This is a genomic window from Candidatus Accumulibacter propinquus (assembly GCF_056856495.1).
This window is the reverse complement of the sequence record NZ_JBSEHC010000003.1, coordinates 1,048,858-1,066,541: the sequence shown is the minus strand read 5'-3', so window position 1 is coordinate 1,066,541 and position 17,684 is coordinate 1,048,858. Positions and strand designations below refer to the sequence as shown.

At 62.7% G+C, this 17,684-nt stretch carries 17 protein-coding genes; 11 read left to right on the top strand and 6 right to left on the bottom strand.

Features of this window, described 5'->3' with window-relative positions; translation table 11 throughout:
- Positions 1 to 68: 68 nt before the first annotated feature.
- The gene (gene grpE / locus AC15MQ_RS10870) at positions 69 to 629 is read right to left on the bottom strand and encodes a nucleotide exchange factor GrpE (RefSeq protein WP_287666377.1); all 561 of its coding nucleotides are present in this window, start codon (positions 627 to 629) and stop codon (positions 69 to 71) included.
- 177 nt (positions 630 to 806) lie between these two features.
- Between grpE and AC15MQ_RS10865 the strand changes: the two genes are divergently transcribed.
- From AC15MQ_RS10865 to AC15MQ_RS10855, 3 genes are all read left to right on the top strand, one after another.
- On the top strand, positions 807 to 2,156 hold the full coding sequence (locus AC15MQ_RS10865) for a protein kinase domain-containing protein (RefSeq protein WP_483080127.1): 1,350 nt from the start codon (positions 807 to 809) through the stop codon (positions 2,154 to 2,156).
- A gap of 206 nt (positions 2,157 to 2,362) precedes the next feature.
- Positions 2,363 to 3,106, top strand: coding sequence for a TerC family protein (locus AC15MQ_RS10860; RefSeq protein WP_332335367.1), 744 nt, complete (start codon positions 2,363 to 2,365; stop codon positions 3,104 to 3,106).
- Positions 3,103 to 3,531 carry a universal stress protein gene (locus AC15MQ_RS10855; RefSeq protein ID WP_287655306.1) on the top strand — a complete coding sequence of 143 codons (429 nt, stop codon included), beginning with the start codon at positions 3,103 to 3,105 and terminating at the stop codon, positions 3,529 to 3,531. The genes AC15MQ_RS10860 and AC15MQ_RS10855 overlap by 4 nt, the downstream gene beginning before the upstream one ends.
- A 111-nt stretch (positions 3,532 to 3,642) precedes the next feature.
- Here the strand turns inward: AC15MQ_RS10855 and hslU are convergent, their stop codons facing one another.
- From hslU to AC15MQ_RS10840, 3 genes are read right to left on the bottom strand one after another with little or no spacing between them, the layout of a single operon-like run.
- On the bottom strand, positions 3,643 to 4,974 hold the full coding sequence (gene hslU, locus AC15MQ_RS10850; RefSeq protein ID WP_483080126.1) for an ATP-dependent protease ATPase subunit HslU: 1,332 nt from the start codon (positions 4,972 to 4,974) through the stop codon (positions 3,643 to 3,645).
- A gap of 2 nt (positions 4,975 to 4,976) precedes the next feature.
- The gene (gene hslV, locus AC15MQ_RS10845; RefSeq protein WP_287655304.1) at positions 4,977 to 5,513 is read right to left on the bottom strand and encodes an ATP-dependent protease subunit HslV; all 537 of its coding nucleotides are present in this window, start codon (positions 5,511 to 5,513) and stop codon (positions 4,977 to 4,979) included.
- A 33-nt stretch (positions 5,514 to 5,546) separates the two neighbouring features.
- Complete coding sequence (locus AC15MQ_RS10840; RefSeq protein WP_483080125.1) at positions 5,547 to 6,749, bottom strand: STAS domain-containing protein; 1,203 nt, start codon at positions 6,747 to 6,749, stop codon at positions 5,547 to 5,549.
- 250 nt (positions 6,750 to 6,999) lie between these two features.
- Here AC15MQ_RS10840 and AC15MQ_RS10835 point away from each other — a divergent pair, with 250 nt between their 5' ends.
- From AC15MQ_RS10835 to arsC, 8 genes are all read left to right on the top strand, one after another.
- Positions 7,000 to 8,178: a tetratricopeptide repeat protein gene (locus AC15MQ_RS10835; RefSeq protein ID WP_483080124.1), complete on the top strand. Its 1,179-nt coding sequence runs from the start codon at positions 7,000 to 7,002 to the stop codon at positions 8,176 to 8,178.
- A gap of 80 nt (positions 8,179 to 8,258) precedes the next feature.
- Positions 8,259 to 9,425 carry an efflux RND transporter periplasmic adaptor subunit gene (locus tag AC15MQ_RS10830; protein ID WP_287655503.1) on the top strand — a complete coding sequence of 389 codons (1,167 nt, stop codon included), beginning with the start codon at positions 8,259 to 8,261 and terminating at the stop codon, positions 9,423 to 9,425.
- A gap of 3 nt (positions 9,426 to 9,428) precedes the next feature.
- Entirely contained in the window at positions 9,429 to 10,154 is a 726-nt protein-coding gene (locus AC15MQ_RS10825) for an ABC transporter ATP-binding protein (RefSeq protein ID WP_287655501.1), read from the top strand.
- The gene (locus AC15MQ_RS10820; protein WP_332335363.1) at positions 10,136 to 11,344 is read left to right on the top strand and encodes an ABC transporter permease; all 1,209 of its coding nucleotides are present in this window, start codon (positions 10,136 to 10,138) and stop codon (positions 11,342 to 11,344) included. Before AC15MQ_RS10825 ends, AC15MQ_RS10820 begins: the two co-directional genes overlap by 19 nt.
- 15 nt (positions 11,345 to 11,359) lie before the next feature.
- Complete coding sequence (locus tag AC15MQ_RS10815; protein ID WP_332335362.1) at positions 11,360 to 12,565, top strand: ABC transporter permease; 1,206 nt, start codon at positions 11,360 to 11,362, stop codon at positions 12,563 to 12,565.
- Between the two features lie 323 nt (positions 12,566 to 12,888).
- Complete coding sequence (locus tag AC15MQ_RS10810; RefSeq protein ID WP_483080123.1) at positions 12,889 to 14,046, top strand: SGNH/GDSL hydrolase family protein; 1,158 nt, start codon at positions 12,889 to 12,891, stop codon at positions 14,044 to 14,046.
- Positions 14,047 to 14,139: 93 nt separating this feature from the next.
- The gene (locus tag AC15MQ_RS10805) at positions 14,140 to 14,751 is read left to right on the top strand and encodes a CBS domain-containing protein (protein WP_483080122.1); all 612 of its coding nucleotides are present in this window, start codon (positions 14,140 to 14,142) and stop codon (positions 14,749 to 14,751) included.
- 59 nt (positions 14,752 to 14,810) lie between these two features.
- Positions 14,811 to 15,194 carry an arsenate reductase (glutaredoxin) gene (gene arsC, locus AC15MQ_RS10800; protein ID WP_483080121.1) on the top strand — a complete coding sequence of 128 codons (384 nt, stop codon included), beginning with the start codon at positions 14,811 to 14,813 and terminating at the stop codon, positions 15,192 to 15,194.
- A 22-nt stretch (positions 15,195 to 15,216) separates the two neighbouring features.
- Here the strand turns inward: arsC and AC15MQ_RS10795 are convergent, their stop codons facing one another.
- Both AC15MQ_RS10795 and AC15MQ_RS10790 read right to left on the bottom strand, forming a co-directional pair.
- Positions 15,217 to 17,064, bottom strand: coding sequence for a glutamine--tRNA ligase/YqeY domain fusion protein (locus AC15MQ_RS10795; RefSeq protein WP_483080120.1), 1,848 nt, complete (start codon positions 17,062 to 17,064; stop codon positions 15,217 to 15,219).
- A gap of 116 nt (positions 17,065 to 17,180) precedes the next feature.
- Positions 17,181 to 17,675 (bottom strand): type II toxin-antitoxin system RatA family toxin, encoded by a 495-nt coding sequence (locus AC15MQ_RS10790; RefSeq protein ID WP_287666389.1) that lies wholly within the window; start codon positions 17,673 to 17,675, stop codon positions 17,181 to 17,183.
- Between the last annotated feature and the right edge of the window lie 9 nt (positions 17,676 to 17,684).

Here is a 17,684-nt window from a genome sequence, read left to right as displayed (position 1 = left end):
TTGTAAACACATTCGCCAAAACCGGAAGGTCTGGTTATGAACCGCAACTGGGGATCATGCCGAAGATTTCAAGTTGTCCCCTTGGCCACTACGACGAGCGCCGGACGCAGCACGCGATCGGCCAGCAGATAGCCCTTTTGCAGTACGGTGACCACAGTATTGGGTTCCTGCTCCGATGCGACAACGCTGATTGCCTGATGGCGATGCGGGTCGAACTTCTCGCCAAGCGGATTGATTTCGGCTAGTGTGGATTTTTCGAAAGCGGCGACCAGTTGCTTGAGGGTCAGTTCAGTACCCGACCGAAGATTCTCGACACTCGACGTCTCGCTGGCCAGGGCCGCTTCAAGGCTGTCCTTGACGGCCAGCAACTCGCGAGCGAAACGATCAATGGAGAATTTGGCGGCCTTGGCGATGTCTTCCTGGGCGCGGCGGCGCACATTCTCGGTTTCGGCCTTGGCACGCAGCCATGCATCATGGTACTCGTCAGCCTTCGTTTGCGCTTGCCGCAGCGCTTCTTCGAGGGCTGGCCCGGCGTCAGCTGGCAGCGCGGATTCTGCGGCTGCTTCGAAGCTTTCGGGCGTGGCTGTTTCGGCAGCTGCCGGTTCGGATTCTTTGTCGTTTGCTTGCATAGATGGTGATCTCCCGGAAAACGCAAAGGAGGTTGGGGCAACTTGCCCGATTTCAAGCTTTTTTGTCGTCTCGATGGGCTTGAACAGTGCCGCACGTCGTGCATAATTTTTCATCCGCGGGCACTTCTGCTGCTAGCATTTCAATTCCCCTGATCATCTATAGAACGCGGTACCGGCATGATGGAGAAGATCGGCAAATATGAAATCATTCGCTCCCTCGGCCGGGGAGCTACCGCGATCGTCTATCTCGCGTGGGATCCTGACCTTCAGCGCCAGGTCGCCATCAAGCTGATCCACTTCGGCGAGAACAATGCCGCCATGTCACGGCGCCTAAGGAAGCTCTTCCAGACCGAGGATGCGATCGGTCGGAGGCTCGATCACCCGAACATCGTCAGGATCTACGACGCCGTGGTCGAAGCGGAACAGGCCTATCTGGTGATGGAGTTTGTCGACGGACCGGCGCTCGACAAGTTTTGCGCAATCAATCGACTATTGCCGATGCACCGCGTCATCGGCATCATTTTCAAGTGTTGCCTGGCCCTTGATCATGCCTTCCGGCGTGGGGTCGTGCATCGCGACATCAAGCCGGCCAATATTCTGATCGATGCCAACGACAATCCGAAAATCACCGATTTCGGCCTCGGCCTCAATCTGCAAAAGGATATGGGCAAGGACTCCACGTTCGTGATGGGTGTGGGCTCGCCCGCCTACATGTCACCCGAGCAGGTCAAGAACTATCCGCTCAATCACAAGACCGACCTCTACTCGCTGGGCGTCCTCCTGTTCCAGTTGCTGACCGGACGGCTGCCGTTTCGTGCCAACAACGCCGCCGCTCTGGTCTACAAGATCGTCAACATGGACGCGCCTTCGGTCTGCGCGTTACGGCCGAATTTGCCGCCCGGCCTCGACCCAATCATCCGGAAAGCACTGGAGAAAGATCTCTACAGCCGCTACCGCAATGGCGCCGAGTTCGCCAAGGATCTGACACCCGTGCGCTACCAGATGCAGGAAGAGGATCAGACGCAGCAGGATCTGACACACTTCGAGCGCTTGCGGCACCTGACGTTCTTCGCCGAGTTCGAGGACATCGAGTTGTGGGAGGTGCTGCGCATCAGCGTCTGGCGGGAATTGTCGGAGAAAGTGACCGTGGTCCGCGAAGGAGATAATCACCGCAAGTTTGGCGTGATTGTTGACGGCTTTGTCGAGATATCTTCCAATGGGCGGGTGATTTGCCGACTCGGCCCCAGCGAGGTGGTCGGAGAAATGGCGTTCCTGCATCCGACCGACAGCCAGCGCCACGCCACAGTGGTCACTCTCGAACCCACCTTGTTCCTTGAAATCAATAGCGCGGCCCTCGAGTTGAGCTCTGACGAGGTACGGGAGCGCTTCAACAAGGTCTTGCTGGTCAAAGTGCTGGGCCGCTTGCGTGAAGCCAACAAGGTCTTGGCAAAACTGGGTCAGACTGCGGTTCAGGGCAGCTTTTCGAGTTCATCTCCCGGATTGACGCCGCCCCTGGAGTTGCTGTGATTCCGGTTCATGGGGATCAAGTGCCTGCGCATGTCGCCGGAAAGCCCGGAGACTTCGGTTCGTGGGTTCGAGAAACGCCGTCAAAATGTGCGACAATCGCCGGCTGATGATGCCAAGCGTGCTCCGCGCCGCCCGACGGGTGGTCGCACTTGCCGCAGATCTAGCCACGCGTTGGCGACGCCTTCCTGCACGTATGGACACGCCATATGCCTGATCTCGCTTCCCCGACCTTCTGGCTCGCCGTACTCCAGATCATCGCCATCGACATCCTGCTCGGTGGCGACAACGCCGTGGTCATCGCCCTGGCCTGCCGAAAGCTGCCGGAGGCACAGCGCAACAAGGGCATCTTCTGGGGCGTCTTCGGCGCGATCGGGCTACGCATTGTACTGATCTACTTTGCCCTGCAACTGCTGGCGGTCCCTTACCTCAAGATCATTGGCGGCCTGCTGTTGTTCTGGATCGGGATCAAGCTCGTGCTGCCGGAAGACGAGGACGCACACGGCAATGTGCAGGGGAACACCACGCTGACCGGAGCAATCAAGACGATCATCGTCGCCGACGCCGTCATGAGCCTGGACAACGTCATTGCTGTCGCTGCTGCGGCGCACGGATCGATCGTTCTGGTCATCTTCGGCATTGTGGTCTCGATCCCGATCGTCGTCTGGGGAAGCAAGCTGGTACTCACCTTGATGGATCGGTTTCCGGTAGTGATCACCGCCGGCGGTGGGCTGCTGGGCTGGATCGGTGGCGGCATGCTGGTCACTGACCCGGCACTGCCAGAGCGCTGGCGTGAGGTTGTTCCACACAGCGCTTACCTGGCGTCAGCGCTCGGTGCGCTGCTGGTCATCGTCGTCGGCAAATGGCTGGCGAGTCGGCAGCACCAGGCACACACGACGGTCGAACTGATTTCTGCGGACGCCGAGAGCATAGAGAAGGGAAAACAGGGATGAAGCCACTTTGGTTGCTACCGGTCGATGGCTCGCCGCTGGCCTTGCGCGCGGTAGACCATGTCGTTCGCGAAGCCGCCAGGGACGCCACTGCTCCGGCGATCCTTCTGGTCAACGTGCAACCTCCCCTGCCATCGGACGTGGCCCGTTTTGTGAATGGCAGCGTGCTTCAGGACTACCACCGCGAGGCCGGAAGTGCCGCGCTGGCAGCCGCCCGCGCCAATCTGGACACCGCCGGGCTAATCTACTCGGCGCACATTCTCATCGGAGACCCCGCACAGACGATTGTCGATTTTGCCAGTGAGCAACACTGCACCTTGATCGTCATCGGGGCTCGCGGGCTCGGTTCAGTGGCCGGCATCCTGCTCGGTTCGGTCACCAACCGGGTCATCCATTTGACTGACCTGCCGGTCCTGGTAGTGAAGTAGGGCGGAAAGACGTCGCGGACCCGCGAAGTCACCGAGCCCGCCTCGTCCAGGGGATCACGAAACCGGCGCAGGCCGCCAGAACGAAGCCGCCACGGCAGGCAGCGCGCAGCGCTACAGAACGTAGCGGGAGAGATCCTCGTTCTGTGCCAGTTCGGCGAGGCGGCTGTCCACATAGCCGGCATCTATGGCAACCATCGCCAGGCCTCCCTGGCTGGCCGAGAACGACACCTCCTCAAGCAGCCGCTCCATTACCGTATACAGGCGTCGCGCACCGATGTTTTCGGTCCGCTCGTTGACCGACCAGGCAATCTCGGCCAGCCGCCTGATGCCATCCGCAGCGAAGTCGAGCGTTACGCCTTCGGTGGCCAGCAGCGCCTGGTACTGCTTGGTCAGGCAGGCGTCGGTCTGGGTCAGGATGCATTCGAAGTCGGCCACCGACAGCGAGTCCAGTTCGACTCGGATCGGCAAGCGGCCCTGCAACTCGGGAATGAGATCCGAAGGTTTGGCCAGGTGGAAAGCGCCGCTGGCGATGAACAGGATGTGATCAGTACGGATCATGCCGTACTTGGTTGATACGGTCGTGCCTTCAACCAGCGGCAACAGGTCGCGCTGCACGCCCTGCCGCGAGACATCGACGCCGTGCGTGTCGCTGCGCGAGGCGATCTTGTCGATTTCGTCGAGGAAGACGATGCCGTTCTGCTCGACATTCCTGACCGCATCGAGCTTGACCTCCTCGTCATTGACCAGTTTCGCCGCTTCCTCCTCGATCAGCAACCTGCGCGCCTCGAAGATCTTCAGTTTTCGCGATTTCTTGCGACCACCACCCATGTTCTGAAACATCCCCTGGATCTGCGCGGTCAATTCCTCCATTCCGGGTGGCGCAAAGATCTCGGCCTGCATCGACGGCGCCACGACCTCCACCTCGATTTCCTTGTCGTCAAGTTCGCCTTCGCGCAATTTCTTGCGGAATTTCTGGCGCGTGGCGTTGTCCTCGGTCGATTGTGCGTCATTGAAGAAATTGCCGCGCGCCGGCGGCAGCAGCGCGTCGAGAATGCGATCTTCGGCAGCGTCGTCGGCGCGCACACGCACACCGCGCATGGCTTGTTCACGTCCGCTCTTGACGGCGATCTCGACCAGGTCACGGATGATCGTCTCGACATCGCGGCCCACGTATCCGACCTCGGTGAACTTGGTCGCTTCGACCTTGATGAACGGGGCATTGGCCAGACGTGCCAAACGGCGAGCGATTTCGGTCTTGCCCACACCGGTGGGTCCGATCAGCAGGATGTTCTTCGGGGTAATCTCCTGCCGCAAGGGCTCCGCCACCTGCGCACGCCGCCAACGACTGCGCAGCGCGATGGCCACGGCCTTCTTGGCCTTGCCCTGACCGACGATATGTTTGTCAAGTTCGCAAACGATTTCCAGCGGGGTCATCGACGACATGATTATTCCAGTACCTCGATGGTGAAGTTCTGATTGGTATAGATGCACAGATCGCTGGCGATCTGCAAGGACTTGCGCACTACCTCGGCAGGATCGAGTTCGCTGTTCTCGACCAGAGCACGTGCCGCCGAGTGCGCAAAAGCCCCCCCGGAACCAATGGCCACAATGCCGTGCTCCGGTTCCACCACATCCCCGTTGCCGGTGATGATCAGCGAATTCTCCCGGTCGGCCACCGACAGCATGGCATCCAGGCGGCGCAGGGCGCGGTCGCTCCGCCAGTCCTTGGCGAGTTCAACCGCCGAGCGCAACAGATTGCCCTGATGCTTGTCGAGCTTCGCCTCGAAGCGTTCGAAGAGGGTAAACGCGTCTGCCGTCCCACCGGCAAAGCCGGCGAGGATCTGCCCCTGATGAATGCGCCGAACCTTGCGCGCGCTGGCCTTGATCACGATGTTGCCAAGCGTCACCTGCCCGTCGCCGCCCATGGCAACACGCTTGCCGCGGCGGACTGACAGAATCGTCGTGCCATGGTACTGATCCATGCGAACTCCTTTTGGTGTGCCTGTCTGGAGTCCCTAACTCCTGGCGAGCACGACATCGGCGACGGCTTTCAGCCCGACAACGCGGAACAACTCGGCAAGCAGGTAGTTGGGGTGACGAAAGATGATCTGTCGGCCCGTTCGCCTGACCGTGGTCAACACGTTGAGCAAGGCACCGGCGCTGAGGAAGTCCATGCGCGTCGCAGCCGAGCAGTCGATCAGCACCGGATCGTTGGCCGCAGCGTACGCCAGCAGATCGCCGAAACGGGAACCCTTGATATCGCCTTTGATGACATACGCCTCGGTCACCAATTGATCGTCGATGGCCAGCATCAACGGGGCGTGCTCGGTCACCTGCACCCGCTTGGAGTCCCAGGACGGTGGCGAAATCTCGAACGTCACGGCATAGTTGATCGCCACTTCCTCGAAGGCTTCCAGTTGCCCTCGCAACTGGCAAAACTCGAGCTTCAACAGCCAGCAGGGTCGGTCTTCCGGGCACCCCGGGACGACCCGACTGTCCAGCAGGGCGGCAATGTAATCGCGCCCCTGCAATTCGATTTCGCGCTTGCCTCGCTGCGCTTGCTGGAGCAGTTCCATAAGTCGCTCGCAACCGGCGGCATCCAGCCTGCGCACCTTGGACAGGTCGAGACGCAGGTACGCGTTCTTCGCGAGTGCCTGACGCACCGCTTCGAAACCCGCGTCGTTGTCACCGCTGAGCTCGCCCTTGAACAGCACGGTCCCCATCGCTCTGGCCTGCACTGGTGGAGCGGCGGTATCCCCGCGCCAGCCGGGCGGCGACTTCTCGAAACACTGCGCGTACTCGATTCCCAGCGATTCGAAGGCGGCTTTCTGGCCCGTCAGCCGGAAGAGGTCGAAAAGCATCAGCCACAAGCGCTCACCGGGGCCAGACCGGTGGGTACGGGTCGCATTCTCCAACAGCGACCGAACCACGACATCCTGGCCATTCGCATACAGCATGGCTGCCTCTTCGGCTTCGGCATCAATCGGGTCGACTTCGGTTTCGATCTGAAAATTGGTTGCCGTCTCGCTGAACACGAACTCGCTGAGGTCCAGTGGCGGCGCATCGGTCGCGGTAACCGGCGTGGCGAACGGGATATCCGCCCGAGCCAGGCCTACGGGTGTCGCGTTCGATGGCTTCTGCTTGTCATCCCGCGGCGCGCCCGGGGAAACGCCCCGCTCCTCGTTTGGGCGAGGTACGGCCGCTGGGCGAGCCACCATTTTCTTTTCCGGCGGCGGCTTCTTGAAAAACGAAAAAACCATAGGGCAACCAGGACAGCGGATGAATTCGCGATAAACTCACCTTGTAACACATCGTCCGGTGCACTGCAATTTCAATTCACCGAGGGTCAATACTTTGGTTTGGGAGCGCTTCTTGTTAGAATCGACCGGTTTAGCGACACTCAACCGCTGCCAGGCCAACTACCCGATAACGATGCGCGCAAACCCTCAGAAATCTTTGCCGACCCCCTTGACCGCCTTGCTCGTCGGCCTGGCTCTGAACGGCATGATCGCCTTTGCCACTGCAGACGAGTTTTCGGACGCGGAGCGCTTGCTCAAACAGGGGCAATCGTCGGAGGCACTTGAAAAAGTCGACAGCTACATTGCCGGCAGGCCGAAAGAAGCCCGTGGCCGATTTCTCAAAGGCTTGATCCTGATCGAGATGGGCCAGCCGACCGAGGCGATAGCGGTGTTCAGCGCACTGAGCGAAGATTATCCCGAACTGCCCGAGCCCTACAACAATCTTGCGGTCGTTTACGCCCAGCAAAAACAGTACGAAAAGGCGCGGACGGCGCTCGAAATGGCCATCAGAACCGACCCGGGCTATGCCCTGGCGCGCGAGAATCTCGGGGACGTCTATGCCCGCCTGGCCAGTCAGGCTTATGACCAGGCGCTGCAACTCGATCCTTCGAACAAGGTCACCCAGTCCAAACTGTCGAGGCTGCGCGAACCCGGCAGCAGCGTGTCTGTCAACCCGGGCAAGCAGGCCGATGCCGCGCGGCCGAGCAGCGGAACCGGCAAGACCGGCTTCGCCGCGCAGGCTCGCGGAACTGCCGCGACGCCCGCTGGCGCGGCCGCGGCAAAGCCGGTCGACAAGGTATCGGCTGCGGCTACGCCTGCCGCACAGGCGAGAGTCCAGACTGCCGCAGCCGGAAACGATGCGCCCAAGAGCACCCCTGCCATGACCACCAGTCAGGGTCCGGTCGCCACCTCGCCACCAAACGAGGCCACCGTTCAGGGCTGGGATCTGATATTCAGCCCCTACACGGTCCATTTCAATCCCGACGAGGACCACAAGCCAGTGGTCGCGCTCGGGCTCCTGAAAGGACTCGAAGGGCGATGGCTAGCCGGCGGCGCGGTGTTCTCGAACTCGTTTGGCCAACCGAGCGCCTACGCTTTCGCTGGCCAGCGTTATCTGGACCCGTTTGGCTTCGAAAACTGGTACCTTCAATGGACCGCCGGCCTTCTCTACGGCTACGTCGGGGAATACGAAGACAAGGTCCCGCTGAATTACAAGGGCTTCTCGCCGGGATTCGTACCCAGCCTCGGCTACCGCTTCAGCAAGCGGATCTATGGCCAGCTCGATCTGCTCGGCACGTCGGCCCTGATGTTCACCATTGTGGCGCCATTGCCGAAGGACTGGCCCTGAGCACCGCCAGTGCGGTGGTCTGGGCGGCCCACGAGAGTCATTGATGCCCCGCTCATCCTCCCCCAGCACCTAGCCCTGCCATGCCGTCAACCCTGCTCCGCCGTCTGTTCTTCGCGCTCCTTGTCCTGCTGCTGTTCGGGGCGGGTACCTGGTGGGCGACGCGACCGAAGCCGGTTGCCGTCGTATTGAAGGAAATCGAACGCGGCCTCGTCGAGTCCACCATCGCCAACACCCGCGCCGGTACAGTGGAGGCCTGTCAGCGCACCCGACTATCGACGATCAGCGGTGGCCGGATCGAGGTCCTGGCGGTCAAGGAGGGCGATCGCGTCGGCAAGGGCCAATTGCTGATGAAGCTGTGGAACGACGACCAGCAGGCACAGACCGCATGGGTGGCGTCGCAGGTGACCACGGCTCACCAGCGCGTCAGTGAAGCCTGTGTCGTGGCGGCCAATGCCGAACGCGAGGCTGATCGCCAATCGGCACTGCGCATCCAGGGTTTTGTCTCCGGCGCCAGGGAGGATAGCGCGCGCAGCGATGCGCTGGCCAGGCGAGCGGGTTGCGACGCAGCCAAGGCCGACCTCGCACAAGCCGAAGCGAGAGTCAGCCTGACCCGCGTCGAGCAGGGGCGGACGGTGCTCTATGCGCCATTTGCCGGCACCATCGCCAAGATCGTCGGTGAAGTTGGCGAGTACTCGACACCGTCGCCGCCGGGCGTACCGACGCCGCCGGCGATCGACCTGATCGACGACTCCTGCCTCTACGTCAAGGCCCCGATGGATGAAGTCGATGCGCCCCGGATCGCTGCCGGGCAGGCGGTTCGCATCAGCCTCGACGCGCTGCCGCGACGGTCCTTCCCCGGCAAGGTCAGGCGTGTGGCAGCGTACGTCTCGGCGGTCGAAAAGCAGGCCCGCACCGTCGATATCGAGGTCGCCTTCGACGATCCGGCAGCACCGGGCAAGCTGCTGGTCGGCTACAGCGCAGATGTCGAAGTGCTCCTCGACATCCGCGAGAAAGTCATCCGGATTCCCAGCTCGGCGCTGCTCGAAGGCGGACGCGTACTGGTGGCTGCCTCCGACGGCACGCTCGAAGAACGCCAGGTGAAGACCGGATTGGCCAATTGGGAATTCACCGAAGTGCTCGAAGGCTTGTCGACCGGCGAACAGGTGGTCACCTCGCTCGAACGCGCAGGCGTCAAGGCCGGTGCCGCCTACTCGATCGACAGCAAGCCGGCAACTGGCGGCAGATAGTCGATGGGCGCTGCGCTGATCGAACTCGCCGGTATTGAGCGGATCTTCCAGCTCGGCGACAGCGAGGTGCACGCCTTGCGCCGCCTGGACGTGTGCATCGCCGCCGGGGAATACGTGGCCGTCATGGGTCCGTCGGGCTCGGGAAAATCCACGCTGCTCAACCTGCTCGGCCTGCTCGACCGCCCCAATGCCGGCATCTACCGTCTCGCAGGCCGCGACGTCACCACCCTGTCGGCAGACGAACAGGCGAGCGTGCGCAGCGAGCGCATCGGCTTCGTCTTCCAGAGCTTTCATCTGGTGCCGCGCCTGACCGCCGCCGAGAACATTGCCCTGCCAATGATCCTCGCCGGTATCGCGCCGGCACAGCGCAGCGCACGCGTCACCCGCGCCCTGCGGGACTATGGACTGGAGAACCGCGCCGACCATCGCCCGGACCAACTCTCCGGTGGGCAGCGGCAGCGCGTCGCGATCGCCCGCGCGACGATCATGCAACCCGCACTGATCCTTGCCGACGAGCCCACCGGCAACCTTGATCGCGCCACCGGCGAAGAGGTGATGCGTCTGCTCGAAGAACTCAACCAGCGCGGGGTCACCTTGATCGTCGTCACCCACGACACCAGCCTTGGCGCCCGCGCCCGCCGCCAGTTGCTGATGGCCGACGGAGCGCTCGAGAGCGACCGCTGGCGCGGCAGCGAGGCGATTTCAGACCCGTGCGCACTTCCGACCTGATTCGCTTCGCTCGCGATGCGGCCAGCGGCAGTCCCTTGCGCACCGTGCTGCTGGTACTGGCGATGGCCATCGGCGTCGCTGCCGTGGTGGTGCTGACGGCGCTTGGCGACGGCGCGCGCCGCTACGTGCTCCGGGAGTTCTCGTCGATCGGCAGCAACCTGGTGATCGTCCTGCCAGGCCGCTCGCAAACCGGTGGCTTCAACCCCGGCAACGCCATCACCAGCACCCCGCGCGATCTGACCGTCGATGATGCGCAGGCCCTGCTGCGCGCCAGCGCCGTGCACCGCGTCGCACCGCTGGCCGTCGGCACTTCCGAAATCAGCGTCGGTGGCAAGCTGCGCGAAGTCATGGTCGCCGGCACCACTGCCGAGTTCATCGACGTGCGCCGCCTGGCCCTGGCGCAAGGGCGTTTCCTGCCACCCGGCGACTGGCGGCGCGGTGCATCCGAAGCGGTCATTGGAGCCAGGATACGCGATGAAATGTTCGGTCGCGAGGAAGCGCTGGGGCAACTGGTGCGCATCGGTGACCGACGCTTCCGGATTGTCGGCGTCCTCGCAGCGAGCGGCCAGGGCCTGGGCATGAACACCGACGAACTGGTCATCGTGCCGGTGGCACTGGCGCAAGCGATGTTCAACAGCAACACGCTGTTCCGCATTCTCGTCGAGGCCACGAACCGCGACACCATCGAGCTGGCCAAGACCCAGGCCGGCGAGATCATCAAGCTGCGTCATGAAGGTGAGCAGGACGTGACGATCATCACCCAGGACGCTGTCCTCGCGACCTTCGACCGACTCCTCGGCACCATGACCGTCGCCGTTGCGGGCATCGCAGCGATCAGTCTGGCCGTCGCCGGCATCCTGGTGATGAACGTGATGCTGGTCTCGGTGACCCAGCGGACCGCCGAAATCGGCCTGCTCAAGGCACTCGGCGCCACTGGCGCGACGATCCGCAACGCCTTTCTGACGGAAGCGGCGATGCTGTCCGTGGCCGGCGCCCTGCTCGGGTTTGTGCTCGGTCAGTCTGGCGCGGCGCTGATCCGGCAACTCTACCCCGCCTATCCGGCGTTTCCACCCGACTGGGCGGTGCTCGCGGGGCTCGGCACGGCGCTGGTCACCGGCATTCTGTTCGGGGTGCTGCCGGCACGCCAGGCAGCACGGCTCGACCCGGTGCAGGCGCTGGCCCGGCGCTGAGCCGGCACGCCGTCGATGATCCGCCCGACCGACTCCCTGCAACTCGCGCTGCGTGCGATCACCGCGCACCGGTTGCGCAGCTTCCTGACGCTGCTCGGTATCGCCATCGGCATCGCCGCAGTAATCCTGCTGACCTCGATCGGTGAAGGCATCCACCGTTTCGTGCTCGCCGAATTCACCCAGTTCGGCACCAACGTGCTCAGCATCGCCCCAGGCAAGACCCGGACATCCGGACACCTGCCCACCGGCATCCCGACTTCGGTGCGCCCGCTGACCCTTGATGACGCGCGCGCGCTCGCCCACCTGCCGCACATCACCGGCATGACCGCTACCGTCTGGGGCAACACCGAGGTCAATGCCAACGGCCGCCTGCGACGCACCACCGTCAATGGGGTCAGCGCCGAGATGCTCAAGGTTTTCAGCATCAAGGTCCGCAGCGGCCAGTTCCTGCCCGAGGAAGACTCCGATAGCGCCCGCGCCTTCATCGTCCTCGGCGCGAAACTCAAGGATGAACTGTTCGGCACCAGCAATCCGCTGGGCGCGAGGGTACGCGTCGGCGGTCTGCAGTTTCGCGTCATCGGCGTGCTGGAAGCCAAAGGGCAGTTTCTCGGCGTCGATCTCGACGACGCGGCTTACATCCCGACCGCGCGCGCGCTCGAACTCTACAATCGCGACGGGATCATGAAGATTGACCTCTCGTATGAGGAAGGCGTACCGGCCGCCAGGGTCGGCGCGCTGGTCACGGCAATGTTGAAAGCCCGGCACGGGCGGGAAGATTTCACCATCACCACACAGGAAGACATGTTGCGGACGCTGTCGAACATTCTCGATGTGCTGACCATGGCGGTCGGCGCGCTCGGCAGCATTTCACTGCTCGTCGGTGGCGTCGGCATTGTCACCATCATGACCATCGCCGTCTCGGAACGTACCGGCGAGATCGGTCTGCTGGTCGCCCTTGGCGCGCCACGCCGCAGCATCCTCGGGCTGTTTCTCGGCGAAGCCATCGCACTCTCGGCAGTCGGTGGCCTGCTCGGGCTGCTGCTCGGGATCGGCCTGGCGCAACTGATCCACCTGGTGCTGCCCGCCCTGCCGGTACATACGCCACTCAGTTTCGTCGTCCTTGCCGAGTGCATCGCGGTCGGCATTGGCTTGCTGGCCGGGGTGCTACCGGCACGACGCGCGGCACGACTGGACGCTGTAGACGCGCTGCGAGCCGAATGAGAAGGCCTGGGAACCATCGCTGCGGCACAAGAATCCCGCCGGGCGCTCCGCTTGACGATACCGGTCGCGCTGCGTCAACTGTCAAAAAATAACTGTCGAAAAATTTTACACACACATCCCAGTTCGTCTCCTGGCGAACGTCACACGGCTTGCAAATCAGAAGCCTAGGTAATTTGGCGTGATTTGTGCTTGATCGTGAAGAACGAAAAACGTTGGCTGCACTGCTGCACAGAAAAAGCAGGCATACGGGCCGGATGCGTCACGCAGCCGGCCATTTTTTGTTGCAGATTTCCAACGCTTACTGACCACAGGAGGAATACGGAATGGATGAAACGATGAGTCACCCCGGCACGGCTGCCGGGGTCACCGCAGAAAACATCGGCCGGGCTGATGGCGCGCGTACCCGCGCCACGCACCTGCGCTGGCATCGTCCGCTGTTGCAGGGGCTGCTGGCCTTGACCTGCCTTGTCGGCGGCACCGGGGCACAGGCTGGCTACTCCAAGCTGTTCCTGTTCGGCGACAGCCTCTCCGATGCCGGCAACAACGCGGTGGTTTTCGACTACGTCATCGGTCCGCCACTGGGTCTGCCGCCAGGCACGCTGCGCACCCCCGTGCCCACGCCCGACAATTCGTTCGTGCCCTCGCTCCCCTATGCCACGCCGGTTGGCGGCCGCTACTCGAACGGTCCGGTGTGGGCGGAAACCTTTGCCCCAGCCTTCGGCCTCAGCGCCGTCGCTTCCAATCTGCTCGGCACCAACTATGCCTATGGCGGTGCACGCATGGGACCGGTTGACCCTAGCGGCAGCGTCTTTCCACCGAGCCTGTCGACCCAGGTGGCGGCATTTCTGAACCCCTACGTGACACATTCGCTACCGGTACCCGGAGATGCGCTCTACGTCGTTGCCGGTGGGGGAAACGATGCGCGTGACAGCATTACCGAGGCGGCCAAGGACCTTGCCAGCGGCAAGACCGTGTTGCAGATGCTCGACGGCATCCAGTCGCGTGCCGCAATCTACGCCGGTTATCTCGATACCCTCATCGAACAGCTCGAGTGGGCTGGTGCGAAGAATATCGTCGTCTGGAACACGCCGAACGCGGGTGTCGCACCGGCCATCCTGGCGCAGGGAGCGGGGCTGCTGGGAACTACGGTGTCGCAACTGATGAACCAGGCACTGCTGCAGGCCCTCGATGACGACATCGCTGAGGGCGTGCGCATCTTCGATGCCTACGGCTTCATCAGCGACGTCGCGGCCCATCCCGGCGCCTATGGGCTGAGTAATGCCAGCGACGCCTGCTCGGTTGTGGTGCTCGATCCCACCGTAGACTGCGGCAAATATTTCTTCTGGGATGGCATCCATCCCACGGCCGCAGGCCACCGACTGCTGGCCAATGCGATGATTACCTTCGTGCCTGAGCCGGCCGCCGTGCTACTCATCGCCATCGGCCTACTGGGAATTGCCGCGTCACGCAAATCTCGTTAAAGGCGGCTACAATCGTCATTGCTGCGGCCCGCTCCGGCGGGCCGCAGCTTGTAAGCGGATGACGAGGGTGCAGTACCCGACGAGGAGAACAGCGTGTTTTCGGTTTATGGTATGGGTGGACCGATTTACCGTGGCACTTTCGAAGGCCTGAAGGGTGTCGCCGGAATCTTCCGCAGCACGGCCGTGCGTCCGGTCGCCGGAGAAGACCAGCGCACCACGCTGAACGCGCCCGCCGCGCAGGCGGTGAGCGCCTACCGGGAGATGCTGCGAGCGGACCATGATCGCGGCCCCCTCTACCATGCCTACCAGATCATGCAGCGGCAGGTCGTTTCGGTGTCGAGCGAAGACGCCGTTGAACACGCGTGGCAAGTCCTGCTCGAACAGCGTGTTCACCAGGCGCCGGTCCTCGACCCCGGCTACCGTCTGGTTGGCATCGTCAGCGAGCGGGACTTGCTGACCGTGCTCAACGTCGACGCAGGCCGCGTCCGCGATGTCCTGGCCCGCAAGGTCGCTGATGTCATGAGCACGCCGGTGGTCTGTGCGCACCCGATTACCGACATCCGGCGCATCGCACATGTCCTGCTCGAACACCAGGTCGATGGCGTACCGATCATCAACGAAACCGAGGCCCTGGTCGGCTTCGTTTCGCGCAGCGACATCGTGCGCGCCATCGTGGCCGATCCGCCGCTGAGCTTGTGGCGCTAGATCTGTCGCCGGCCAGGCGACCACTGTTTTTCCGAGCGTGATTTCGACGAGGATCAGCGATGAACGAACCGCCTGTACGCATCTATCACCACCCGCGTTGTTCGAAGAGCCGCGCGGCCTGCCAGTTGATCGCCGACAACGGCATCGTGGCCGAGGTCATCGACTACCTGAAGACGCCTCCGGACCGGGAAGAACTGCGCCGCTTGCTACGCCTGCTCGGCATGCGGCCAGGCGAACTTGTGCGCCGAGGCGAGCTGGTATTCAAGGAACACTTCGCGGCGCGTACCCTGGACGACGAGCAATGGCTGGATGCACTGCTTGCGCATCCGATCCTGATCGAGCGCCCGATCGTCGTGCGCGGCGACCGGGCCGTTCTCGGACGGCCGCCGGAGAAGGTACTGGAGTTGCTGCAGGGAAGCATCTCTGCCGGAGTCGACCGGTAGTGACAGCCGTAGGTCAGTAGACTCAGCGCTGTCGGCCGGGCTTGGCCGACCACGAATCCTTGAGCGTTACCGTCCGGTTGAACACCGGCGCACCTGGCTGCGAATCGACGCGGTCGGCAACGAAGTAGCCGTGCCTTTCGAACTGAAAACGCTCCTCGGCCCTGGCATGCTTCAGCGCGGGCTCGAGCCAGGCCTTGATGACCCGAATGCTGTTCGGGTTGATGTCGTCGCGGAAATCGCGTTCGAGATCCTCGGCATCGCCTTCACGCCGCGCGCCGGGCGAAGGAACGGCGAACAGTCGGTCGTAGAGACGAACCTCGGCCAGATAGGCCTCCGCCACCGCAACCCAGTGTAGATTGCCCTTCACCTTGTACGTGTCGGCGCCGCTGGTGCCACTCTTCGAGTCCGGCAGGTAGTCGCAGTGCACGGCCATGACGGCGCCGCTGGCATCGCAGTCGTAGCCCGTGCATCTGACGACGTAGCCATAGCGCAGGCGAGCCATGTTGCCGGGATAGAGGCGGTGGTAGCCCTTGCTGGGCTGCACCATGAAATCCTCGCGCTCGATCCACAGTTCCCGACCAAAAGGCATCGCTCGCTTGCCTAGTTCGGGCTTCAGCGGATGGTTCGGAGCGAAGGCCGCTTCGCGCTGGTCCGGCGGGTAGTTGTCGATAATCAGCCGGAGTGGGTCGAGCACGGCAACACGGCGCTCGGCCGATTCATTGAGCACCTCGCGCATGGTGTCTTCGAGTTGCGTATATTCGATCAGGGATTCTGAACGGGAAGCACCGATGCGCTCGGAAAAAAGGCGAAAACCTTCGGCAGGGTAGCCGCGTCGGCGAGCACCGACGAGTGTCGGCAAACGCGGGTCATCCCAACCGTCGACGTGCTTCTCCTCGACGAGCTGGATCAGCTTGCGCTTCGAGAGCACGATGTAGGTCAGGTTGAGACGCGAGAACTCGATTTGCTGCGGCAGCGGGCGCTGCAACAGACCGCCCTCGGCCAGGCGCTCGAGCAACCAGTCGTAGAAAGGCCGCTGGTCGGCGAATTCGAGGGTACAAATCGAGTGCGTGATGTTCTCCAGCGCGTCCTCAATCGGGTGGGCGTAGGTGTACATCGGATAAACGCACCACCTGTCGCCGGTATTGTGGTGACTGGCATGACGGATTCGATAGATCGCCGGATCACGAAGATTGATGTTTGCGGCGGCCATGTCGATGCGCGCGCGCAGAACGTGCGCGCCGTCCGGAAACTCACCCTTTTGCATGCGCTTGAAGAGATCCATGCTCTCCTCCACGCTGCGCTCGCGAAACGGAGAGTCGGTGCCGGCTTCGGTGAGTGTGCCGCGGCTGGCACGCATTTCCTCGGCGCTGTGACTATCGACATAGGCATGGCCACTGGCGATCAGGTATTCGGCGAACTCGACCATCCAGTCGAAGTAGTTGGACGCGAAGTAGAGGTTGCACTCGCCATCCGATGACTCCGCCGATGCCGGCTCGGTCCAGGAAAAACCGAGCCAGCGCACCGAATCGACGATCGAATCGACGTATTCCTGCTCTTCCTTTTCCGGATTGGTGTCGTCGAAGCGAAGGTGACAGCGGCCGCCGTAATCCTGGGCCAGTCCAAAGTTGAGGCAGATCGACTTGGCATGTCCGAAATGCAGGTAGCCGTTGGGCTCAGGTGGAAAACGTGTGCGGATCTGCGCCGGATCGGGCGGACCCGCGAGCTGTTGTGCAGCCGGGCCGGGGCGACCCGACCATCTGCGCGTCGCATGCCTGGCGGCGGCCAGATCGGCTTCGATGATGTTGCGGATGAAGTTGGTACTGGCAAGTGCGGATGAACTTGCCTCGTTGCTTTTGGGCTCCTGGCTCACGGTGCAGTCCTTGATTCGAGAAGCCTCGCATTTTAACCGGCGATGCCTGCAGGACTGCGAGAAATCCTGCCCGGCAGCCCACTGAGCGCTGTGCACGCGCGTTCTGGCGCCTGTCTTCAAGGATCTCTCGGATCCTCCTCGGCCCGGTTCGGCACCCGCCACCCTGCCGCAGCGCCGGCGTCGGCAGCCAGCGCGTACGCTCTCGCCTCGAAGGCAGCCACCATGCTGGTTGCCATGGGCATGACCAGGAGCTCGATGACCGGCATGAGAAAGAGCGAGCGCGTCGTGCAGTCAAGCGCAAAGTCGACCTGACAGTGCTCGTCGTGGCGCTCCGAGAAAGTCCAGCGGATGTCGAACCGGCAAAAAGAACGATCCGCCGAGGTGACGACGATGGCACGTGGACGCTTGAGTTCGGTGCGCGTCCGGAAGCGATGTGTCAGCAGACCGAGAACCAGGCTCTGCTCGGTTTCGTACGCCTCCGCGTAACGGTTGAGGATCCGCGCTTCGCGGACCAGCGGCAGGAATTCCGGATAGCGTTCGACATCCGCAACGATATCGAACAGCCACTCCGAAGATAGCGCAATGGCACGGTTCTCACGATGGGTTGCCATGCCGCTTGC

Coding starts and splice junctions, on each gene's coding strand:
- grpE (WP_287666377.1), bottom strand. CDS start 629: ATGCAAGCAAACGACAAAGAATCCGAACCGGCAGCTGCCGAAACAGCC.
- arsC (WP_483080121.1), top strand. CDS start 14,811: ATGAACGAACCGCCTGTACGCATCTATCACCACCCGCGTTGTTCGAAG.
- AC15MQ_RS10825 (WP_287655501.1), top strand. CDS start 9,429: ATGGGCGCTGCGCTGATCGAACTCGCCGGTATTGAGCGGATCTTCCAG.
- AC15MQ_RS10810 (WP_483080123.1), top strand. CDS start 12,889: ATGGATGAAACGATGAGTCACCCCGGCACGGCTGCCGGGGTCACCGCA.
- AC15MQ_RS10865 (WP_483080127.1), top strand. CDS start 807: ATGATGGAGAAGATCGGCAAATATGAAATCATTCGCTCCCTCGGCCGG.
- AC15MQ_RS10840 (WP_483080125.1), bottom strand. CDS start 6,749: ATGGTGGCTCGCCCAGCGGCCGTACCTCGCCCAAACGAGGAGCGGGGC.
- hslU (WP_483080126.1), bottom strand. CDS start 4,974: ATGTCGTCGATGACCCCGCTGGAAATCGTTTGCGAACTTGACAAACAT.
- AC15MQ_RS10860 (WP_332335367.1), top strand. CDS start 2,363: ATGCCTGATCTCGCTTCCCCGACCTTCTGGCTCGCCGTACTCCAGATC.
- AC15MQ_RS10815 (WP_332335362.1), top strand. CDS start 11,360: ATGATCCGCCCGACCGACTCCCTGCAACTCGCGCTGCGTGCGATCACC.
- AC15MQ_RS10790 (WP_287666389.1), bottom strand. CDS start 17,675: ATGGCAACCCATCGTGAGAACCGTGCCATTGCGCTATCTTCGGAGTGG.
- AC15MQ_RS10855 (WP_287655306.1), top strand. CDS start 3,103: ATGAAGCCACTTTGGTTGCTACCGGTCGATGGCTCGCCGCTGGCCTTG.
- AC15MQ_RS10830 (WP_287655503.1), top strand. CDS start 8,259: ATGCCGTCAACCCTGCTCCGCCGTCTGTTCTTCGCGCTCCTTGTCCTG.
- hslV (WP_287655304.1), bottom strand. CDS start 5,513: ATGGATCAGTACCATGGCACGACGATTCTGTCAGTCCGCCGCGGCAAG.